The organism is Janthinobacterium sp. TND4EL3 (assembly GCF_900156175.1).
GTDB lineage: Bacteria > Pseudomonadota > Gammaproteobacteria > Burkholderiales > Burkholderiaceae_D > Janthinobacterium.
Genome location: NZ_FTMV01000008.1, coordinates 176,872 through 197,366, shown reverse-complemented (window position 1 = coordinate 197,366; position 20,495 = coordinate 176,872). Strand labels below are relative to the sequence as shown.

The window sequence follows — 20,495 nt, the reverse complement described above, 5'->3', positions numbered from 1 at the left end:
GCCCGGCCGGCCGCATCTGGGCCGGCTCCGGCAAACGTCTTTAATTCTTGGCAACAATGCCCATGCTCTCCATGACCCGGGCCGCATTGTCCTTGCAGTCGAGAGCCTCGGGTTTGGCGTCGATCAATTGAATCAGCGACAACAGATGCGCCTTGCTCTGGGCCAGGCGCACTTCCAGCGATTCGATATCGGCGATCTTCTTCCGGAGCGCCACCATCAGCTCATCATGTTTCCATGATGACATATCCTCCGGCAAGACTTGCCTGATTTCGTCGAGCGTAAAGCCCGCCTGCTGGGCGTCGCTGATAATCGACAGCACGGCCACGGCTTCCAGCGGATAGTCGCGGTAGCCGTTCGATTGCCGGTCCACGGTTTTCAACAGGCCCTTGGCTTCGTAGAAGCGTATCGTGGACGCCGCCAGGCCGCTGCGCTTGGCCAGTTCGCCGATTTTCATTATTGTCCCCGCTGATTTTTTTGCAGTTGCCATCCGTGTCATCCGGTAGCGATGTTCAACTATAAGCTTAAAGGCGACTTGAATGTCAAGCAGCGGGTGGGTGGCGCAAGACACCTCGCTATTTTTCGATTGAAGGCTTGACCTTCAAGTTGACTTTAAGTTTATCGTGAGTGTATCGCAACCCTGGAGATTTCCATGCAACCCTACACCGCACTGACGCTGCCCAATGGGGCCGTCATCCCGAACCGCCTCGCCAAGGCCGCCATGGAAGAGAACATGGCCGACAACGATCACGCGCCGTCAAAGGAGCTGATCCGCCTGTACCAATCGTGGGCCGACGGCGGCGTTGGCCTGATGATCACGGGAAACGTCATGATCGACCGGCGCGCCATGACGGGACCGGGCGGCGTCGTGCTCGATTCCGCGCAATTTGGCGCCCGCTTCGAGCAGTGGTCGCGCACCGCCCGTTCACGCGGGGCGCATATCTGGATGCAGATCAACCATCCGGGACGCCAGATGCCGGCCGCCATGGGGCAGGAAACCATGGCGCCATCGGCCGTGCCCATGGACCTGGGCAATTATTCCAGGCAGTTTGCCGCGCCGCGGGCAATGACGGAAGCCGATATTGCCGACGTGCAGCAGCGCTTTGTCAACAGCGCCCGCCTGGCGGAACGGTTCGGTTTTACGGGCGTGCAGATCCATGCGGCGCACGGCTACCTGCTGAGCCAGTTCCTTTCCCCTCTGACGAATAAACGCACGGACCGCTGGGGCGGCTCGCTGGAAAACCGGGCGCGGCTGCTGGTCGACGTCGTCAAGGCGGTGCGGCAGGCCGTGGGCAAGGGCTTTGCCGTCGCCGTCAAGCTCAATTCGGCGGACTTCCAGAAAGGCGGCTTCAGCCAGGATGACGCGAAACAGGTGGTGTCCATGCTCAATACCCTGGGCGTGGACCTGATTGAATTGTCCGGCGGCAGCTATGAAGCCCCCGCCATGCACGGCCAGACCCGCGACGGCCGCACCCTGGCCCGCGAAGCGTATTTCCTGGAATTCGCCAGGGACATCGCCACCGTGGCCACGATGCCCCTCATGGTGACGGGCGGCATACGCCGCTACCCGGTGGTCGAGCAGGTGCTGGCCAGCGGCATCGCCATGGCGGGCATGGGCACGGCGCTGGCCATCGATCCGCAACTGCCGAAAGCATGGCTTTCCGACCGGTCGGCCAGCCCCGCGCTCAGGGCCATCCCGTGGAAAAACAAGGTGCTGTCGTCGATTGCCTACATGGCGATGGTGAAGTACCAGCTGCGGCGTTTGAGCCAGGGCAGGCAAACGCGGCCCCATGTGGCACCCGCCCTGGCGCTGCTGATGCAGCAACTGGAAACCAAGGTCAGGAACTGGCAGTACCGCCGCATGATGCATGGCGGCGCATGAATCACATTGTTCCAGCTCAAACGGCCGTCAAGGCCGCCAGTCGCGCTGCAGCGCCTGGCGCTCGGCGGCCGCATCGAGGGGCTGGCCGGCAATGCGTTCGTCTATGGCCTGCAAGACGGCCGGCGCGGCGCTGGCCGCCATGCGGTAGCCGGCCGGTGCCGCCGCGTCAGGCGGCGTTTCCACCAGCACGGGTATGAGCCAGCGGTCGCCGCCCGCCGGCGCCCGGCACGCAAGGCCGGCCAGGGGCGCTGACTGGGGCGGCCCGTCGCGCAGCGTGAAGCTGCGGCAGAATTGGCCGTCGGCCGCGCGGAAAGTAATGCCGATGCTGACAGCCTGCCCCTGGCTTGGCGCGCTGGCCAGCTGCTGCGACAGCGCGCGCGCCAGTGCGCCGCCAGCCGCGAGGCGGCCGTCGACGGTGGCGACGGCCGCGCTCTTGCCGCCGGCCGCTGCGAACGGGGGCATGGCCATTTTCCCGATGAGCACGCCGACGACCAGGCTCGCGGCCAGGGCGCCCCACACGGGCAGCGACCAGCGGCTGTGGTTGGCGGCCGGCCCGGGCGCGTATGCGGGCGCCGGGCTGGCGGGCGCCGCTTGCGCCGGGCGCAGTGCGTCGCGCAGGCGCTGCGGCACGGCTTCGTCGAGGACGGGGGCGAAGCTGGCGTAGACGTCGTCGCGCATGGCGCGGTGCCGGGCCACGCGCCCCGCCATCGCGGCGTCGCCCGCCATCGCCGCTTCGACCTGCGCGCCGGTGGCCGGGTCGAGCTCGCCATCGGCATAGGCCATCAAGGTTTCATCAGAGAAATGCATCATCGTATCCTCGCCGTATCGGACAACTGCACCTGCAGCGCTTCGCGCGCCCGCGCCAGGCGGCTCGTCAGGGTGCCGACCGGAATGTCCAGCACCTGCGCCGCCTCTTTATAGGGCAAGCCATCGACCAGCACCAGGGCCACCACCATGCGCTGGTCCTCGCTCAGCCGGCTGATCGCTTGCTGTACCGCAAGGCGATGCACGTGCCGCTCGGATGCATCGTCGCCGACGTATTGCCCTTCCTCCTCGGCCGCGAAGAGCCGGTCGCGCCGTACCCTTACCCTTACCTCGTCTATCCACGCATTCTTCATGATCCGGAACAGCCAGCTGTCCAGGCGGGACCCCGTTTCCCACTGGCCAGCGTGCCGGAGCGCCCGCTCGATGGCGACCTGCACGAGATCGTCGGCATCCTCGTGGTTGCGCGTCACGGCCCGGCCAAAGCGCCGCAGCCGCGGCAGCAAGGCGACTATGTCGGCGTGCAGTGATGCGGCAGGTGGCGTCATTGCTATCTGGTAAACGATGGAGTGAGGGATTTTAGTCCATCCCTCGGCCATTTAGGCTTAATATGATGAAACTTCCTGTATCACTGAACGGCCCGGATACCACGCCATGCCCGCCTGCCCGCCCTTGTCGCTCCCTCCCGCCCGGCGCTTCCTGGCGCTGCTGCCCCTGCTGTTCGCCTGCGCCGCCGTGCAGGCCCAGGGCCACCGTCCCGCAATGCAAAGCCCGATGAATCCGTCCATGCAGCGCGGCATAGGCATCGGGAACGGCAACGGCCTGGGCTTGCAGCGGGACCCGCCGGGCTTGCTCAAACAGCAAAACTGGCTCGAACCCGGCAATGCCGCCCGGGCCGCCGCCGCGGACCATCCCGGCGATCCGGGCGACGTGGCCGGCTTGCAGCAGTCGCGCGCGCGCATGGTAAAAAACCTGCTGCGCCAGTATCGCGACGTGATCGAAGCCGATCCCCGCGGCGAACCGGTGTTGCGGCGGCAACTGCTGGCATGGTCGCCGCCGCCCGCCGTGCTGGACGCGGCGCGGGCCGACGGTTTTATCGTGCTCGGCCGGCGCGTGCTGGACGGGCTGGGCGAGACGCTGGTGGTGCTCGGCGTGCCGGAGCGCTACAGCACGCCGGAGGCGCTGGACCGGCTGCAGGCCCTCGATCCCGAGGGCAGCCATGATTTCAACCATCTTTATATGCGCGGCGGCCAGGCCGGCGCGCCGTCGGCGCCCGTCCACAGACAGGGTGCCGACGGGACCGCACGCCCGGCCGCCCCCGGCCAGGTACGCGTGGGACTGGTCGACGGCGGCGTCGACGGCGCGCACCCGGCGTTGCAGGACGCGGCCATCCGGCGCTGGGGTTGCGAAGGCCGCGTCGTCGCCAGCGCGCACGGCACCGCGGTGGCCTCGCTGCTGGTGGGCAGCGCCGAACGCTTCCACGGCGTGTCGCCGGGCGCCCGCCTGTATGCGGCCGACGCGTATTGCGGCAACGAAACGGGCGGCGCCGTCGACCAGATCATCGGGGCGCTGGCCTGGCTGGCGCAGGAACAAGTTCCGGTGGTCAACGTCAGTCTCGTGGGACCGCCCAATCAGATGCTGGAACGGGCCGTGCAAGCCATGCTCAGGCGCGGCCACCTGCTGATCGCCGCCGTGGGCAATGACGGCCCGGCCGCGCCGCCCCTGTATCCGGCCAGTTATCCCGGCGTGATCGGCGTCAGCGGCGCCGACGCGCAGCGGCACATCCTGCCGGAAGCGGCGCGCGGCCCGCAGGTGATGTTCGCCGCGCCCGGCAGCCAGATGCTGGCCGCCGCCACCGGCCCGGCGCCGTATGGCGTGGTGCGCGGCACGTCGTTTGCCGCGCCTATCGTGGCGGCCCTGCTGGCGCAGGGCATGCGCCGGCCCGATGCTGCCGCGGGCCGCGCCGCCGTCGCCGACCTGGCCGCGCACGCGCAGCGCCTGGGCAGCGGGGAACGCTCGCCGGAAGCCGGATACGGCCTGGTGGGCGAGTCGTTCCGCATCGCGCCCGACGCCAGGCCCTGAGGCGGGAGCTGTCGCGGGCCGCGCGGCGAAAAAAGTTGCCGGCGACGGAAGAAAACGGCTGCGCCCGTCGTTCTACCTGTACCTGCCGCATTTTTCCGCGGCCTTTTCAAGGAGACCGAACATGAAATCCCAGCAACTTGCCGTCCAGGCCGCCCTTCGGGGTGGCCACACCATGACCCGGATTGCGCGCCACTGCGGCATGGCCGGCGCCGTCACCGTCGCCGCCCTGCTGTCGGCCTGCGGCGGCGGCGGCGGTGGCTCCGCCGGCGAGGCGAGCGTGAACGGCACGCTGGGCGTCGCCATCACCGATGCGCCGGCGTGCGGCTTTGACGCCGTCAACGTGACGGTGAACAAGGTGCGCGTGCACCAGAGCGCCACGGCGAGCGACACCGATGCGGGCTGGACCGATATTACGCTGAGCCCGGCGCGCAAGATCAATCTCTTGAACCTGACCAATGGTGCGCTGGAGAACCTAGGCCAGACACCGCTGACGCCGGGCCACTACACGCAGCTGCGCCTGGTCCTCGATGCGAATGCCGGCTCGGCCATGGCCAATTCGGTGATTCCGAGCGGCAGCGTCAACGAAATTTCCCTCGATACGCCCAGCGCGGTACAGAGCGGTATCAAGCTGGTCAGCCAGTTTGACGTGGCTGCGGGGCAAAGAGTCGACCTCGTGCTCGACTTTGACGCCTGCAAATCGGTCGTCAGGAAAGGCAATGCCGGCTATGCGCTCAAGCCCGTCGTCAAGGTGGTGCCGACCGTACTGAACGGCATCGACGGCTTCATCGCCCCTGCCCTGCTGTCGCAGCACGTGATGGTAACGGCCCAGCAGGGCGGCGCCATCGTGGCCGCCACCGCGCCGAACGCCACGACGGGCGAATTTTTCCTCGCGCGCCTGGTTCCGGGCAACTACGATGTCGTCATTACGGCCGACAACAGCGCCACGGCCGTCATCGCCGGCGTGCCGGTGGCCAGCACGACCAGCACCACGGTACTGAGCAGCAGCAGCGCGCCGATCACCCTGGCGGCCGCGGCCACCGCCCCGGGCGTCATCGGCGGCGCCGTCGTCCTGGCCCCGGCGAGCAGCACCGAAGTGGCGAGCGTCAGCGCGAAGCAGAGTTTCGCGGCCGGCCCCAGCGTGACCGTCAAGTACCAGGGCGTCGATATCGCCACGGGCGCCTATGCGCTGACCTTGCCCACCGTTGCGCCCCAGCTGGCGCCGTATAGCGCCACCCTGCCCCTGGTCTTTGCAGCGCAGGCCAATACGCTGCCCGGTACCGGCAAGTACAAGGTGGAAGCGGCGGCGAACGGGTATGCGACCCAGTCCCTGCCATCGGTGGATATTTCCACGGCAAACCAGTCTGGCGTCAACTTTACCCTGACCCCTTGATACGCGGGCCGTTCCTGCCCGCCCTGCACGGCGATGCGTCCACGGACGCGTCGCCGTGCAGGCCGCCAATTCAGCTTCCTCCTCCGCTTCCTCCCCCGCCTCTTCCCCGCATCCGGCAACTACCTGCGCAAGGCTGGCCTCCCAGCCCGTATACATTGATGTAGATCAATCATTTTTCCTGTCGTGTGCAGCAGAATATGACCATTCGCAAGGCTCTGTCGAACAGACCATGGCAGAGCGCCTGCGCCACTGCACTACGCATGACCAACTTCATAAGGAATAACATGATCCCCACTACCATGAAAGCCGCCGTTGTCGAGCAACTGGGCCAGCCGCTGGTGCTGCGCGAAGTACCCGTGCCGGTTCCCGGCCCCGGCCAGATCCTCGTCAAGACGGAAGCGTGCGGCGTCTGCCACACGGACTTGCATGCGGCGCGCGGCGACTGGCCCGTCAAGCCGACGCCGCCATTCATTCCCGGCCATGAAGGCATCGGCGTGGTGGTGGAGTTGGGCACGGGCGTGACCGAGGTGCAGCTGGGCGACCGGGTCGGCGTGCCCTGGTTGTATTCGGCTTGCGGCCATTGCGAGCATTGCCTGGCAGCCTGGGAAACCGTGTGCGCCGAGGCGCAGTTCGGCGGCTACACGAAGAACGGCGGCTTTGCCGAGTACATCCTCGCCGACCCCCGCTATGTCGCGCACATTCCTGCCGGTCTTTCCGCCGTGCAGGCGGCGCCCATCATCTGCGCTGGCGTGACCAGCTACAAGGGCATCAAGGAAACGGGCGCGCGGCCGGGCGAATGGCTGGCCGTGTCGGGCATCGGCGGCCTGGGCCACCTGGCCATCGAGTATGCGCTGGCCATGGGCTTGCGCGTGGCGGCCGTCGACATCGATGAAGGCAAGCTCGAACACGCCCGCGCCCTCGGCGCCGAAGTGACCATCAACGCGCGCCAGGGCGACCCCGTGGCGGCCTTGCGCGAAGCGACGGGCGGCGGCGCGCACGGCGTGCTGATCACGGCGCCGTCGCTCGACGCCTTCCAGCAAGGCGTGGCGATGACGCGCAAGCGCGGCACCTGCGTGCTCGTCGGCTTGCCGCCGGGCGACTTCCCCACGCCGCTGTTCGACGTCGTCGCCAACTGCGTGACGATACGCGGCTCTTTCGTGGGCACGCGCCAGGACATGGCCGAGGCGCTGGCGTTCGCCGCGAATGGCAAGGTCAAGGCGGACGTGGAATTGCAGCCGCTGTCGGCCATCAACGAGGTGTTCAGCCGCCTCGAGCATGGCAAGGTTGCCGCCCGCGTCGTGCTCGATTTCAGCGGAAACTGAGCGGAACGCCAATTTCACCGGTGTGTCGTGCGACGCCACTGCGTTGCCGTTGTTACCATTGGATAACATAAAGGACACACCGATGAAAATAACGCTTTCTGGCTTGCTGGCCTGCGCCACCCTCGTTTTCACCGCTCCCGCCGGCGCGGCCGGTCCGGCCGCGTCCTCCCTGCCCGGCCATTATTATCTGCAAGGCGTCATGGAGACGGGTTCCGAACTGCTGCTGAAAAAGGACGGCACCTTCGAGTGGATGCTCAGCTACGGCAGCATGGACGAGCAAGCCAGCGGCGAGTGGCGCGTTGACGGCGACAAGCTGACCCTCGTGGCGGGCAACGGCGGCAAGGAGCCGCAGTTCCGCCTGTTCGAGGAAGACGAAATGCGCATCCAGAAGCCGGCCGAAGCGGGCGTGTGGGTAGCCATCGTCGGCTTCCCCCGGCTGGGGCCGATGGCCGGCGTGGAAGTCAGATTCGAGGCGCAGAGCGGCAAGACGGCCACGGCCGTGAGCGTGGCGAACGGCGACGCCATCGTGCGCATGCCGGCGTCGGAACGCTGGGTACGCGCCGGCTTGCGCCGCCAGGGCTCGAAGGCCGGCTATCAATGGCTGGCCGTGCCGCCCGAACGCGCCAAGGACCGCCTCGCCGCCTTCGCCGTCAGCGACCCGCGATGGCTGAGAGGCCATGCCTTCCAGAAACTGGGCTTGCGCGTCGTCAAGGGCGGCCTGAAAGTCGACGACGCGGACAATGGCCTCTCCAGAGGGCTGTACGCCAAACCGGCATCGCATCAGTAAGCTTCCTTCCCCCCGCGTTCTCATCTCCCCACACGCTGCCCCGGCCAGGCATATCGACCCGGGCGCAGCCGTGCGCCGTTGACACTGCGCACCGTCTGTCCTATAGTCGCCGGGTTAACAAGAAATGAGAATGAGAATCATGTTCATTAAAATACGGAAATGGCTCGCGTGTTATCCACTGCTGGCCGCAGCCCTGCTGCTGGGCGCAAGCGCGCAGGCGCAGGCGCAGGCGCAGGCGGCCGATCCTGGCGCCGGCGCCAAGCAGTTGTGGCAACTGATCGATTATGTGGCCGTCGATTACAGCGGCGCCGTCGAGCACGGCAAAGTGGTCAGCGAAGCGGAATACGCGGAAATGCTGGACTTTACGGACAACGCGGCGACGCAGATCGCCGCCCTGCCCGCCCACGCATCGCAGGCGGCCATCGCCGCCGCCATCGCCGACCTGCGCAAAGCCGTCGTGGCCAAGGCCGACGGCGTGGAAGTCAAGCGCCTGGCGCACCATGCGAACGGCTTGCTGATCGCCGCCTACCCGATCCCCGTGGCGCCGAAGGTGCTGCCCAACCTGATGCGCGGCGCGGCCCTGTATGCGGCCCAGTGCGCTTCCTGCCACGGCGTGGCCGGCGGCGGCGACGGTCCGCTGGCGGCCAGCCTGGAGCCGAAACCGATCGCCTTCACGGATGCGGAGCGGGCCCAGTCGCGCAGCGTGATGGCGCTGTACCAGGTCATTTCGCAAGGCGTGGCCGGCACGTCGATGGCCAGTTTCGGCCAGCTGTCGGAGAACGAGCGCTGGGACCTGGCCTTCTTTGTCGGCGGCATGTCGCACGACGCGGCGGCGCGCGCGCAAGGCGAAAAGCTGTGGCAGGATGATCCGCGCAGTAAAAAACTGTACGCGGACCTGGCCGCCGTGACGACCGTGACGCAGGAAGCGGCGGCCGCCACGCTGGGCGCGGACGCGGCACATGCGCTGACGGCGTATCTGCGCAGCCACCCGGACAAGGCCGAAGCGCACAAGCCTGCCGGCCTGGCCCTGTCGCGTATGCGCCTGGCCGAAAGCCTGGCCGCCATGCGCGCGGGCGACCGCGCGGGCGCCACGCGCCTGGGCCTGTCGGCCTACCTGGACGGCTTCGAGCCGATCGAACCGATGGTCGGCGCGCGCAACAAATCCCTGCTGCTGGCCGTGGAAAACGCCATGCTGGCCTACCGTTCCGCCGTGGCCAAGGGCACGGTGGCCGACGCCGAAGCGGCCGGCGACAAGCTGCAGCAACTGTTCAGCCACGTGGAAGCGGAACTGGGCGAGGCCAAGGCCGACCCGATGACGACTTTTGTCGGCGCCCTGACGATTTTGCTGCGCGAAGGCGTGGAAGCGCTGCTGATCGTCATCGGCATCATCGCCTTCCTGCGCAAGGCCAAGCGCAGCGACGTCATGCCCTACGTGCATGGCGGCTGGATCAGCGCGCTGGTGGCGGGCGCCCTGACGTGGGTGGCGGCAACCTATCTGGTGACCATCAGCGGCGCCAGCCGCGAGGTGAGCGAAGGGCTCGGTTCCGTGTTCGCGGCCCTGGTCCTGCTCAGCGTGGGCCTGTGGATGCACCAGAAGAGCAGCGCCGGGCGCTGGCAGGAATATTTGCACGAGAAGCTCACGGCGGCCATGACGCGGCGCTCGGCCTGGGGCCTGTTCGCCCTGGCCTTCATCGCCGTCTACCGCGAAGTGTTTGAAACCGTGCTGTTCTATTCCGCCCTGGCGGCCGACGGCAACGGCGGCGCCCTGCTGGGCGGCTTCCTCGTGGCCATCGTGCTGCTGGTCGTGATCGCCTGGGCCTTGCTGCGCACCAGCGCCCGAATGCCTATCGGCAAGTTCTTCTCGTGGACATCCGCCTTCGTGGCCGTGCTGGCCGTCATTTTGATGGGCAAGGGCGTGGCCGCGCTGCAGGAAGCGGGCTGGGTCGGCGTGACCCCCGTCGACTTCATGCGCATCGACCTGCTGGGCATCCTGCCGACGGCGGAAACCCTGCTGGCACAGGCGGCCATCCTGGCCATCATCATTGCCGGCTACGGCTGGAACCGTTACTCGGCAGGCAAGCTCAAGCCGGCTTGACCGTGCAAGGCGCCGGCACGGGCAGGCTGCCCGTGCCGGCCATCGGCCGCAATACGCTCAGGCCAGCGCATCGCGCGCATCCACATAGGCCCAGGCCTGCAGGCCCGAAGCGAGCGTCACGCGCTCGCGCCGGTAGTCGGCCACCTCGTAGCCGTCCGCCTGCCGCAATTGCTCCAGCGACATCGCCAGCACGGCGCCCGGCACGCCATCCGCCGCATCGCCGCGCGCGGCAATCGGATGATGCGTCTTGCCGCTGGTCGCCACCACCTGCGCATCGTCGATGGCCAGCAAGCCCAGCCGGTAGCCGGGCAAGCGGTCGGGCCGGCTGTCGAGCAGCCTCCCGAAGGTGGCCAGCTGGACTTCGGGCTGCTGCAAGGTGCCGTAGGAAAACAGGTGCTCCATCGTTGCCGTTGAAATAGTTGCCATCTGTCTCTCCTCGTCGCATGTCGATAGCGTGCATCGTAGCGCCTTTTGCCGGTACGGGTCCTGCGCCCTGGTGAAAATTGCGATATGATGACCATCATGCAGAACTCATACGACAAATCATCTGACAAGAAACCCCTGGCGCAAAGCCGCAAGGAAGCCAGCCATGAACGCATCGTCGAGGTGGCCACGCGCGCCATCCGCCGCAGCGGCTATGCGGGCACGGGCGTGGCCGACATCATGAAGGAAGCGGGCCTGACGCACGGCGGCTTCTATGCGCACTTCGCCTCGCGCGACGCGCTGCTGGCCGAAGCGGGCGACCGCGCAGGCGCCGAATCGGTGGCGCTGGCGGCCAGGGTGGCCGCTGCCGCCCCGCCCGGCCAGGCGCTGCAGGCGATGCTGGCCGCCTACCTGTCGCCCGAACACATCGCCGCCATCGAGGTCGGTTGCCCCGTCTCGGCGCTGGGCTCGGAAATGCCGCGCCAGGCGCCCGAGGTGCGGCGCGCCGCCACCATCCACATCAAGGAAATGATCGACCTGTTCGCGCGCCAACTGCCGAACTGGGGCCAGCCCGAAGCGCACGCGCAGGCGATGGCGACGGTGTGCGCCATGATCGGCACCACCATCCTGGCGCGCGCCGTCGACGAAGCGGCCCTGTCGGACGCCCTGTGCGCGGCCACGCTGGCGCAGTTTCAAGAGACAAACCAGCCGTAAGGCCCATGGCCCGGGTCCGTCCGGGCTTTTTTTCAAACCATCATATGACGATCATCATATTTTGCATCATCCACCAGTAAAGGAACTGCCATGCACAACAACAAAATTGCCCTGGTCACCGGCGCCTCGTCCGGCATCGGCGCGGCCACGGCCCAGCGCCTCGCGCAGGCGGGCTACACGGTGTACGGCACCAGCCGCCGCGGCGCGCAAGCGGACGCGCTTGGCTACGCGATGCTGGCGCTCGACGTCACGAGCGACGCGTCCGTCGCCGCCGCCGTGGACGCACTGATGCGGCGCGAAGGCCGCATCGACCTGCTCGTCAATAACGCCGGCTTCGGCGTGGCCCCGGCGGGCGCCGAGGAAAGCAGCATGGCACAGGCGCAAGCCATCTTCGACACGAATTTCCATGGCGTCGTGCGCATGACCCTGGCCGTGCTGCCGCACATGCGGGCCCAGGGCGGCGGGCGCATCCTCAATATCGGTTCCGTCCTGGGCTTTTTGCCCATGCCCTACGGCGCGCTGTATTCCGCCACCAAGCACGCGATCGAGGGCTACACTGAATCGCTCGACCATGAAGTGCGCGGCTGGGGCATCCGCGCCAGCGTCATCGAACCGGCCTATACGAAAACCACGTTCGAAGCCAACCTGCTGGCACCCGATGCCCCGCTGTCGGCCTACCGGCAAGTGCGCGCAGACGTCACGCGCCGGCTGCAGGCGCTGATGGCCGGCGCCGACGAGCCTGGCGTCGTGGCCGATACCATCCTGGCGGCGGCCCGGGCAAGCCATCCGACATTGCGCTACACGGCCGGGCCGCTGGCGGCGCGCCTGCGCCTGATGCGCCGTTTCCTGCCCGCCGCACTGATGGACGCCGGTTTGCGCAAGGACCTGCGCCTGGCCTGAACGCCAGCATTTTTTCCCGCATTCAGAGAGAACATCATGCAAGCATTGCAACTTAAAAAATACGGCGGCCTCGATCACGTCGCGTTTGCGGAACTGCCCCGCCCCACGCCCGGCCCCGGCGAACTGCTGGTGCGGGTGCACGCCGTGGGCCTCAATCCCATCGATAACCTGATTCCCAGGGGCGACTTCAAGCCCATATTAAAACTGCGCTTGCCCGCCACCGTGGGCAGCGACCTGGCCGGCGTGGTGGCGGAAGTCGGCAGCGGCGTCACGCGCTTCAAGGTCGGCGACGCCGTGTATGCGAGCATTTTCGACACGCCCCACGGCAGCCTGGCCGAGTTCGCCATCGTGCCCGAGCAGGCGGCCGCCCTGAAACCGGCCAGCCTCGATTTCGTGCAGGCCGCGTCGATCCCCATGGTGGGCCTGACGGCGTGGCAAGCCATACACGAGCGCATGCAGCTGCGGCCGGGCCAGAAGGTGTTCATCCCGGCCGGTTCGGGCGGCATCGGCACGTTCGCCATCCAGCTGGCCAGGCACCTGGGCGCCCGCGTGGGCACGACCACCAGCACGGCGAACGTGGCCCTGGTGCGCAGCCTGGGCGCCGATGAGGTGGTCGACTACACGCAGCAGCCGTTCGAGGACGTGCTGCGCGATTACGACGCCGTGCTGGGCACGGTGCGCGGCGACGGCCTGGAAAAGGCCTTGCGCATCGTCAAGCCCGGCAGCCGCGTCGTCTCGCTGGTCGGCCCGCCGGACGCCGCTTTCGCCCGCGCGCGTGGCATGCATTTCATGTTGACGCTGGTATTTGGCCTGCTCAGCCGCAAGATCATCGGCCTGGCGCGGCGGCGCGGCGCCAGCTATGCCTTCCACTTCGTGCGTCCAGACGGCGGCCAGCTGGCGCAGATCGGCGCCCTGCTCGAAGCGGGCGCTATCCGTCCCGTCATCGACCGGGTGTTTCCTTTTCTGGAGGCGAAACAGGCGCTGGCCTACCTGGCGCAGGGCCGCGCGCGCGGCAAGGTCGTGGTGCAACTGCCGCAGCCTTGAGCCGCATCCGGCGCCACGAGCCGCTTTGCCACGCCGTGATTATGTGTGAGTTTTAAATGGGCAATTTCGGCCATACTCGATTGCATCGATTTACCTGTTGATTTTAATCAACCTCCGTAAAGGTAGCTGATGCGCGTTTTTCCGGAATGCTGCTGGCTGGCGCTCACCTTGTGGGCAGGCATCACCCATGCCGCCGAACCGGGCGTGAGCGAAACACAAGTCCGGCTCGGCATGGTCAATGCCCAGACAGGCGCGGCCTCGGGGCTGGGACGGGCCATGCTCGACGGCGCGACGGCCGTGTTCCAGGAAGCGAACCGGAGCGGCGGCATCCATGGCCGCAGCATCGAGCTGGTGGTGGCCGACGACGGCTACGATCCGGACCGCGCCATCAGCGAAACGCTCCGGCTGGTCGAAGAAAAACAGGTGTTCGCCCTGTTCGGCAACGTGGGCACGCCCACCACCAACGCCGTCATCCCGATCGTGCAGGAAATGCAAGTGCCGCTGGTGGGGGCGTTTACGGGCGCGATGACCTTGCGCCGCCCCGTGGTGCATGAAATCATCAACTTCCGCGCCAGCTATGACGATGAGTCCGACGCCCTGGTGCAGTATTTCGCCAGCCGGGGCGTCAAGCGCTTCGGCGTACTGTACCAGGATGACGGCTTCGGCAACGCCGTGCTCGACGGCACGGTGCGCGCCCTGCAGCGGCGCGGCATGGAGCTCGTCGCCAAGGGCGCGTTCCAGCGCGGCACGACGGCCGTCAAGGCGGGGCTGGCGGCCCTCATCGGCCACGACCTGCAGGCCGTGGTCATGGCCGGTCCCTACACGCCGGTGGCCGCCTTCGTGCGCGAGGCAAGGCAGGTCGGGCTGAAGGCGGACCTGGCCACGGTGTCCTTCGTCGGCACGGACAGCCTGCTGCAGCTGCTGGGCACGGAAGGCAACAATATCGTGATTTCGCAAGTGGTGCCCCTGCCCGACGACGCCACGCTGCCGATTGCCGCCGACTGCGCCGCCCTGCTGGCCAGGCACGTGCCGGCGGCCAGGCTGTCCTTCGTCAGCTTCGAAGGCTGCATCTCGGCCACCCTGATGGTGGCGGCCCTGCGCCGCGCGGGCGCGGACCTCACGCGCGAAGGCCTGATCCGCAGCTTCGAAACGCTCGACCGGCTCGATCTGGGCGGCTTGCGCGTGACGCTGGGACCCGGCAACCACCAGGCGTCGACGGCCGTCTTCCTGACCCGCATCGCCGACGGCAGGATCGTCCCGGCGTTCCCGGCGCCTGGCGCGCAGTGACGCGCGCCGCCCGCCCCCGGAGCCTGGCATGAAAATCAGGAGCAAGCTGATCATCAGTACCACCGTCCTGCTGGCCGGCGTGGCTGCCATGGCGGCGGCCAGCCTGCTGCTGGTCAAGGGCATAGAAACCCATGTGCACGGCTTGACGGACCAGACGGTGCCGCTGTACACGGACGTGCTGCGCCTGCGCTACACGGTGCAGGACATGGCTTCGGACTTTTTCGAGCTGGGCAAGGCGGAAGACGTGGCGCAGCTGGAGCAGGTGTCGGCCAAGATCGTCGCCAGCATCCGTGCGGCCGAAGGCATCAGCCATGACTTGCGGCGCCATGGCCAGCTGCAAACGCCGCGCTACCACGCCGCCTTCGAGCGGGAATTCGAGCGCATGCGCGTGGCCGTGCGCAAGCGCCTGGAAAACGAAGCATATTACAAGGCGCAGGCGTCGGAAATACGGCAAGTGCTGGCGCAGATCAAGGCGGCCGCGAAAAGCGCGCGCGGCAAGATCCGCCTCGTCGACAGCCAGGCCCAGGCCACGGCGGGCGAGGTGCAGCAGCAAAGCCAGCGCCTCAACGAGAATGCCCGCTACCTGACGGATTTGCGCAAGAGCATACACGACATGCAGATTGCGCTGGCCGAAACGGCTGCCGTGAACAACCGTTTCCGCATCGCCCCCCTGCGCGAGCGCCTGGCTGCGGCCGTGGCGCACCTGGCGGGCACCAGCGAGCGCGACATCAGCCCGTCCCAGCTGGCCCTGCGCGCGAAACTGCTGGCCACGGCGCGCCAGCTGCTCGATCCCGCCGCCGGCCTGCTGGCCCTGCGCGCCGGGCTGCTGGCCGCGGGCGGCGCCGGCGCGGCGCGGCAGGCCCCATATCTTGCCCTAAAGGAACAAATCAGCGCCGCCCTGGCCGCCGCCCACCTGCGCCTGGCCGAGGAGCTCGATCCCATCGAACTGCAGCTGGCCATCGGACGCGACCGGCTGGCCGAGGCGGGCCGCAACATGCACACCTCGGCCCGCATCGAGGACGCCAGCGGCGAAATCAACCTGGCCGTCGACGCCATCAGCATCGACGTGGGCGAAGTGATGCTCGCCACGGCCGCCGGCGACGTCACGCGGCTGGGGCGCGACATCGCGCAGCGCATCGGCGCCCTGCACCGCGACATGGCGACCATGCAGACCTTGCTGCAAGGCATAGGCCAGCTGGGCCTGCTGGCCGAGACGCGCACCGTCAACACCTACCTGGACGCCGTGGAGCGCTCGGGGCGGCGGCTGGTGCAGGCCAAGGGCAGCGTGCTGGAAAGCCAGGCGGCGCTGGGCGAGGTGATCGCCCACGTGCGCGCCTTCGAGCGCGAACAGGCCGCCTATTCCGCGCAGCAGGTGGCGCGCATCACGGAGCAGCAGCAGGATGCGGTGGCCAAGGTGCGCTATGGCGTACGGCATGCCTTCGTGCTGATCCTCGGCATCGCGCTGGTGCTGCTGCTGGCCTGCGTGGCGATCACCGGGCTCATCAGCGCGTCCATCGCCAGGCCGCTGGCGCGCCTGTCCTACGCCATCGCGCATATCCGCGACGGCAAGGCGCTGTCCGTGCGCGTGCCGCAGCACGGCAGCGATGAGCTGGGGCAGCTGATCACGGGCTTCAACGGCATGCTCGAACACGTCGAACAGCGCGACCTGGCACTCACGCAGGCCAAGGCCGATGCCGACGCCGCCAACCGGGCGAAATCGGAATTCCTGGCCAAGATGAGCCATGAGATCCGCACGCCGATGAATGGCGTGCTGGGCATGACGGAATTGCTGCAGCGCACGGAACTGAGCCCCAAGCAGCAGCGTTTCGTGCATACGGTGCACCGCTCGGGCGAAAGTCTGCTCAGCATCATCGACGACATCCTGGACTTTTCCAAGATCGAGGCGGGCAAGCTGGTACTTGAACACATCCCCTTCGACCTGCGCCAGATGATAGACGACGTGGTGGCGCTGTTTGCCAACGGCATCGAGCGCAAGGCCATCGCATTTGGCTGCCGCATCGCGCCCGGCGTGCCGCAGCACGTGCGCGGCGACCCCGTGCGCCTGCGCCAGATCCTCACCAACCTGCTCAACAACGCCACCAAGTTCACGGAACGGGGCGAAATCGCCGTCGACGTCAGTTGCCCCGCCGCGGGCCGGCTGCGCCTGGAAGTGCGCGACACGGGCATCGGCATGGCGCCGGAAGCGGCAGCGGCCGTCTTCCAGCCCTTCCGCCAGGCCGACAGCGCCACCTCGCGCAAATACGGCGGCACGGGACTGGGCCTGGCCATCATCAAGCAGCTGGCGGAAATGATGGATGGCAACATCGTGCTCGAATCCGTGGCGGGCCAGGGTTCCAGCTTCGCCGTCACCGTCGGCGTGGGCACGGTGGCACCCGAGGACGCGCCGGCGGCGCCGACCAGGCCCGCCCTGCCCGCCGCGCCGCACGGCGCCGGCGCGGCGCCGCCGCTGCGCATGCTGCTGGTGGAAGACAATGCGATCAACCAGGAAATCGCCCTGGCCATGCTGGAAGAGACCGGCTACCAGGCCACGCCGGCCGACAACGGGCGGCGCGCGCTGGCCCTGTGGCAGCAGCAGCCGTTCGATGTGATCCTGATGGATTGCCAGATGCCGGACATGGACGGCTTCGAGGCGACCCGGCGCCTGCGCCGCATGGAAAGCGAGCAGGGCCGCAGCCGCACGCCCATCATCGCCCTGACGGCCAATGCCATCCTGGGCGACCGCGAACTGTGCCTGGACGCGGGCATGGACGACTACCTGGCCAAGCCCTACACGCGCGCCGCCCTGCTGGCCGTGCTGGCGCGCTGGCGCCCCGCATCCACCGCGGCGGCGGCAGCGGAGACGCCCGCCGCGCCGGCGCAGTCACAGGCGGCCACGGCGGCGGCGCCCGGCGCCATCCTCGACGCGGCCGCCCTGGACAACCTGCGCGCCATGCGGCGTCCCGGCCGTGCCGATGTGCTCGGCTGCATCATCGACCTGTTCCACAGCGACGCCCCGCGCCTGCTGGGCCAGCTGGAAGCGGCGGCCCGGGCCAGCGACGCCGCGGCGCTGCAGCTGGCCGCGCATACCTTCAAGTCCAGCTGCGCCAACGTGGGCGCGCTGGGCCTGTCGGACACCTGCCGCGAAATCGAAGAATATGCGCGCGGCAATGATGTCGGCAGCGCGCTGCGCCATATCCGCGGCATCCAGCAAGAACTCGACCGTGTCCTCGCCGCCCTGGCCATTGAAAAGGAAGCCATATGAATCCCGCCCTCCCCCCGCACGCACAGGTCCTGGTGGTCGATGACGACGCCATGACGCGCCTCCTGGTGACCGAAGCGCTGGAACCGGAAGGCTTCCGCATCGAAGAGGTGGCCAGCGGCCCGGAAGCGCTGGCGGCCTTCCAGCGCGGCGCGCCCGACCTGATCCTGCTCGACGTGGCCATGCCCGGCATGAGCGGCTTCGAATGCTGCGAGCAGCTGCGCCGCCTGCCCGGCGGCGCGCACGTGCCCATCGTCATGCTCACCGGCAACGACGACGATGCCTCGATCAAGCAGGCGCTGGAAGCGGGCGCCAGCGACTTTATCTCCAAGCCGATGCAGTGGCGGCTGCTGGCGCACCGGCTGCGCTACCTGCTGCGGGCCAGCCGCGCCTTGAGCGACTTGAGCCGCATCCGCGAAAGCCTCAGCCACGCGCAGGCGCTGGCCCGGCTCGGCAACTGGGAATACCGGGTCGCCGACGGCGACGGCTACTGGTCGCCCGAGCTGCTGCGCATCCTGGGGCTGGAGGCCGATTCCGGCCCCACCAGCTTCGAGCGCCTGCTGCAGTGCCTGCCGGAGGAACAGCGGCCCCTGCTGCTCGACGCCTTCATGGCGCTGCACGCCAGCGGCGCCGGCTACAGCCTGGAACACAGGGTGCGGCAGCCGGGCGGCGCCGAGCGCATCGTCTTTCACCAGGCCGAGGCCGTGCGCGAAGGCCGCCAGGTGCTGCTGATGCGCGGCACCGTGCAGGACATCACCGAACGCAAGCAGCAGGAATGGCGCATCGAATACCTGGCCAACCACGATGCGCTGACGGACTTGCCCAACCGCCAGCTGCTCAACGACCGCACCGGCCAGGCCATCGCCCACGCCCGCCGCACGCGCCTGCACCTGGCCACCCTGATGCTGGACCTCGACCGTTTCAAGTTTGTCAACGATAGCTATGGCCATCCCGTCGGCGACGCCCTGCTGCAGGAAGTGGCGCGCCGGCTGCAGCACGCGGTGCGCGAGGGCGACACCGTGGCCCGCCAGGGCGGCGACGAATTCCTCATCCTGCTGACGGACTTGCCCGACGGCGACACGGCCGAGGACATCGTGAAAAAGGTGCTGGCCGTATTCGCCGAGCCCTTTGTGCTGGGCGAGCATACCTTGCACGTGAGCACCAGTATCGGCGCCAGCCTGTACCCGTCCGACGGCGACAGCGCCGACATGCTGCTCAAGACGGCCGACGCAGCCCTCTACAGCGCCAAGGACAAGGGCCGCAACGGCTACCAGTTCTACAACCACAAGATGGGCGTGCTGGTGGAAGAGCGGGCCGAGATCGAACACGCGCTGCACCAGGCGCTGGCGCTGGGCGAACTGGAATTGCACTACCAGCCCAAGGTCGACCTCACCAGCGGCAAGGTGTATGGCATGGAAGCGCTGCTGCGCTGGCGCCGGGCCGGCATCGGCCTGGTGCCGCCGGACCGCTTCATTGCCCTGGCCGAGGAAACGGGCATGATCGTGCCCATCGGCGAATGGGTGCTGCGCACGGCCTGCGCGCAGCTGGGCGTCTGGCATGCCTACGGCTTTGCGCACCTGACGATGGCCGTCAACGTGTCGGCGCGCCAGTTCCGCCAGGTCGACATGCCGCAACTGGTGCGCGCAGTGCTGGCCGACAGCGGCCTGGCGGGCGCCAGCCTGGAGCTGGAGCTGACGGAAAGCGTGCTGATGCAAAACCGCGACCTCGTCGTGCTGGCACTGGAGCAGCTCAAGGAACTGGGCGTCACCCTGTCGCTCGACGACTTCGGCACCGGCTATTCCAGCCTGTCCTACCTCAAGCAATTCCCCATCGACGTGGTGAAGATCGACCAGTCCTTCATCCGCGACGTGACCGACAGCGTGGACGGCGCATCGCTGACCCGCTCCATCATCGCCATGGCCAAGTCGCTGCACCTGGCCACGGTGGCCGAAGGCGTGGAAACGGCGGGACAATTGGAGTTTCTCAATACCAACCGCTGCGACGCCATGCAAGGCTATTATTTCAGCCGCCCCCTGCCGGGCGCCGAGATGGACAAGCTGCTGTATGCGGGCACCCATTTGCCACCAGAAAGTTGCCACGCAGAAACTCCGCAGCGCGTGCTGCTGCTGGTCGACGACGAAGAGCACATGCTGTCCGCCCTGCGCCGCTCGCTGCGCAAGGAAGGCTACCAGATCCTCAGCACCACCAGGCCGCAGGAAGCGCTGGAACTGGTGGCCGCGCATGCGGTGGGCGTGATCCTCACGGATGCGCGCATGCCCGGCATGTCCGGCAATGAACTCTTGCGCCGCATCAAGGGGGTCTACCCGGAAATCGTGCGCGTGATGCTGTCCGGCTATCCGGAACTGCATTCCGTCACGGCGGCCATCAACGAAGGTTCCGTGTACAAATTCATCACCAAGCCCTGGGACGAAACACTGCTGCGCGACCATTTGCGCGAAGCCTTCCTGCGCTTCGAATCGGGCGTGCAGCGCCCGCCGCTCGGCCCCCATGGCATCGAGGCCGGCAACCGCGCCGCCTGACCGGGGCAAGC

16 protein-coding genes are annotated in these 20,495 nt (G+C 67.8%); 12 read left to right on the top strand and 4 right to left on the bottom strand.

From position 1 onward, the window contains the following. Positions 1-40 precede the first annotated feature (40 nt). Positions 41-454, bottom strand: coding sequence for a MerR family transcriptional regulator (locus tag BXA07_RS14660; RefSeq protein WP_076568631.1), 414 nt, complete (start codon positions 452-454; stop codon positions 41-43). Positions 455-649: 195 nt separating this feature from the next. Here BXA07_RS14660 and BXA07_RS14655 point away from each other — a divergent pair, with 195 nt between their 5' ends. Continuing rightward, positions 650-1,879 (top strand): NADH:flavin oxidoreductase/NADH oxidase family protein, encoded by a 1,230-nt coding sequence (locus BXA07_RS14655; RefSeq protein WP_076568630.1) that lies wholly within the window; start codon positions 650-652, stop codon positions 1,877-1,879. Between the two features lie 27 nt (positions 1,880-1,906). Here BXA07_RS14655 and BXA07_RS14650 read toward each other — a convergent pair whose 3' ends face one another. After that, positions 1,907-2,689 carry an anti-sigma factor family protein gene (locus BXA07_RS14650; RefSeq protein WP_076568629.1) on the bottom strand — a complete coding sequence of 261 codons (783 nt, stop codon included), beginning with the start codon at positions 2,687-2,689 and terminating at the stop codon, positions 1,907-1,909. After that, positions 2,686-3,189 carry an RNA polymerase sigma factor gene (locus BXA07_RS14645; protein ID WP_076568724.1) on the bottom strand — a complete coding sequence of 168 codons (504 nt, stop codon included), beginning with the start codon at positions 3,187-3,189 and terminating at the stop codon, positions 2,686-2,688. The genes BXA07_RS14650 and BXA07_RS14645 overlap by 4 nt, the downstream gene beginning before the upstream one ends. Before the next feature lie 106 nt (positions 3,190-3,295). Here BXA07_RS14645 and BXA07_RS14640 point away from each other — a divergent pair, with 106 nt between their 5' ends. The 5 genes from BXA07_RS14640 (at position 3,296) to BXA07_RS14620 (ending at position 10,317) form a co-directional block, all read left to right on the top strand. Next, a complete protein-coding gene (locus tag BXA07_RS14640; protein WP_244556280.1) occupies positions 3,296-4,723 on the top strand; it encodes a S8 family serine peptidase in 1,428 nt (475 codons plus the stop codon). Between the two features lie 121 nt (positions 4,724-4,844). Further along, complete coding sequence (locus tag BXA07_RS14635) at positions 4,845-6,113, top strand: DUF4382 domain-containing protein (RefSeq protein ID WP_348532960.1); 1,269 nt, start codon at positions 4,845-4,847, stop codon at positions 6,111-6,113. Positions 6,114-6,400: 287 nt separating this feature from the next. Further along, a complete protein-coding gene (locus BXA07_RS14630; protein WP_212592312.1) occupies positions 6,401-7,435 on the top strand; it encodes a zinc-dependent alcohol dehydrogenase in 1,035 nt (344 codons plus the stop codon). Positions 7,436-7,517: 82 nt separating this feature from the next. Next, positions 7,518-8,222, top strand: coding sequence for a hypothetical protein (locus tag BXA07_RS14625; protein WP_139335580.1), 705 nt, complete (start codon positions 7,518-7,520; stop codon positions 8,220-8,222). 130 nt (positions 8,223-8,352) lie between these two features. Beyond that, a complete protein-coding gene (locus BXA07_RS14620) occupies positions 8,353-10,317 on the top strand; it encodes a cytochrome c/FTR1 family iron permease (protein ID WP_076568625.1) in 1,965 nt (654 codons plus the stop codon). Between the two features lie 57 nt (positions 10,318-10,374). Here BXA07_RS14620 and BXA07_RS14615 read toward each other — a convergent pair whose 3' ends face one another. Next, positions 10,375-10,743 (bottom strand): gamma-glutamylcyclotransferase family protein, encoded by a 369-nt coding sequence (locus BXA07_RS14615; RefSeq protein WP_076568624.1) that lies wholly within the window; start codon positions 10,741-10,743, stop codon positions 10,375-10,377. Positions 10,744-10,827: 84 nt separating this feature from the next. Here BXA07_RS14615 and BXA07_RS14610 point away from each other — a divergent pair, with 84 nt between their 5' ends. The 6 genes from BXA07_RS14610 (at position 10,828) to BXA07_RS14585 (ending at position 20,484) form a co-directional block, all read left to right on the top strand. Continuing rightward, positions 10,828-11,454: a TetR/AcrR family transcriptional regulator gene (locus BXA07_RS14610; protein ID WP_076568623.1), complete on the top strand. Its 627-nt coding sequence runs from the start codon at positions 10,828-10,830 to the stop codon at positions 11,452-11,454. 90 nt (positions 11,455-11,544) lie between these two features. Further along, positions 11,545-12,354 (top strand): oxidoreductase, encoded by an 810-nt coding sequence (locus BXA07_RS14605; RefSeq protein ID WP_076568622.1) that lies wholly within the window; start codon positions 11,545-11,547, stop codon positions 12,352-12,354. Between the two features lie 36 nt (positions 12,355-12,390). After that, positions 12,391-13,398, top strand: a complete 1,008-nt coding sequence (locus BXA07_RS14600) for an NADP-dependent oxidoreductase (RefSeq protein ID WP_076568621.1) — start codon at positions 12,391-12,393, stop codon at positions 13,396-13,398. Positions 13,399-13,527: 129 nt separating this feature from the next. Then, a complete protein-coding gene (locus BXA07_RS14595; protein WP_076568620.1) occupies positions 13,528-14,685 on the top strand; it encodes an ABC transporter substrate-binding protein in 1,158 nt (385 codons plus the stop codon). Between the two features lie 28 nt (positions 14,686-14,713). Then, positions 14,714-17,947, top strand: coding sequence for a hybrid sensor histidine kinase/response regulator (locus BXA07_RS14590; RefSeq protein ID WP_076568619.1), 3,234 nt, complete (start codon positions 14,714-14,716; stop codon positions 17,945-17,947). Beyond that, positions 17,944-20,484: an EAL domain-containing protein gene (locus BXA07_RS14585; protein ID WP_076568618.1), complete on the top strand. Its 2,541-nt coding sequence runs from the start codon at positions 17,944-17,946 to the stop codon at positions 20,482-20,484. Before BXA07_RS14590 ends, BXA07_RS14585 begins: the two co-directional genes overlap by 4 nt. Positions 20,485-20,495 lie beyond the last annotated feature (11 nt).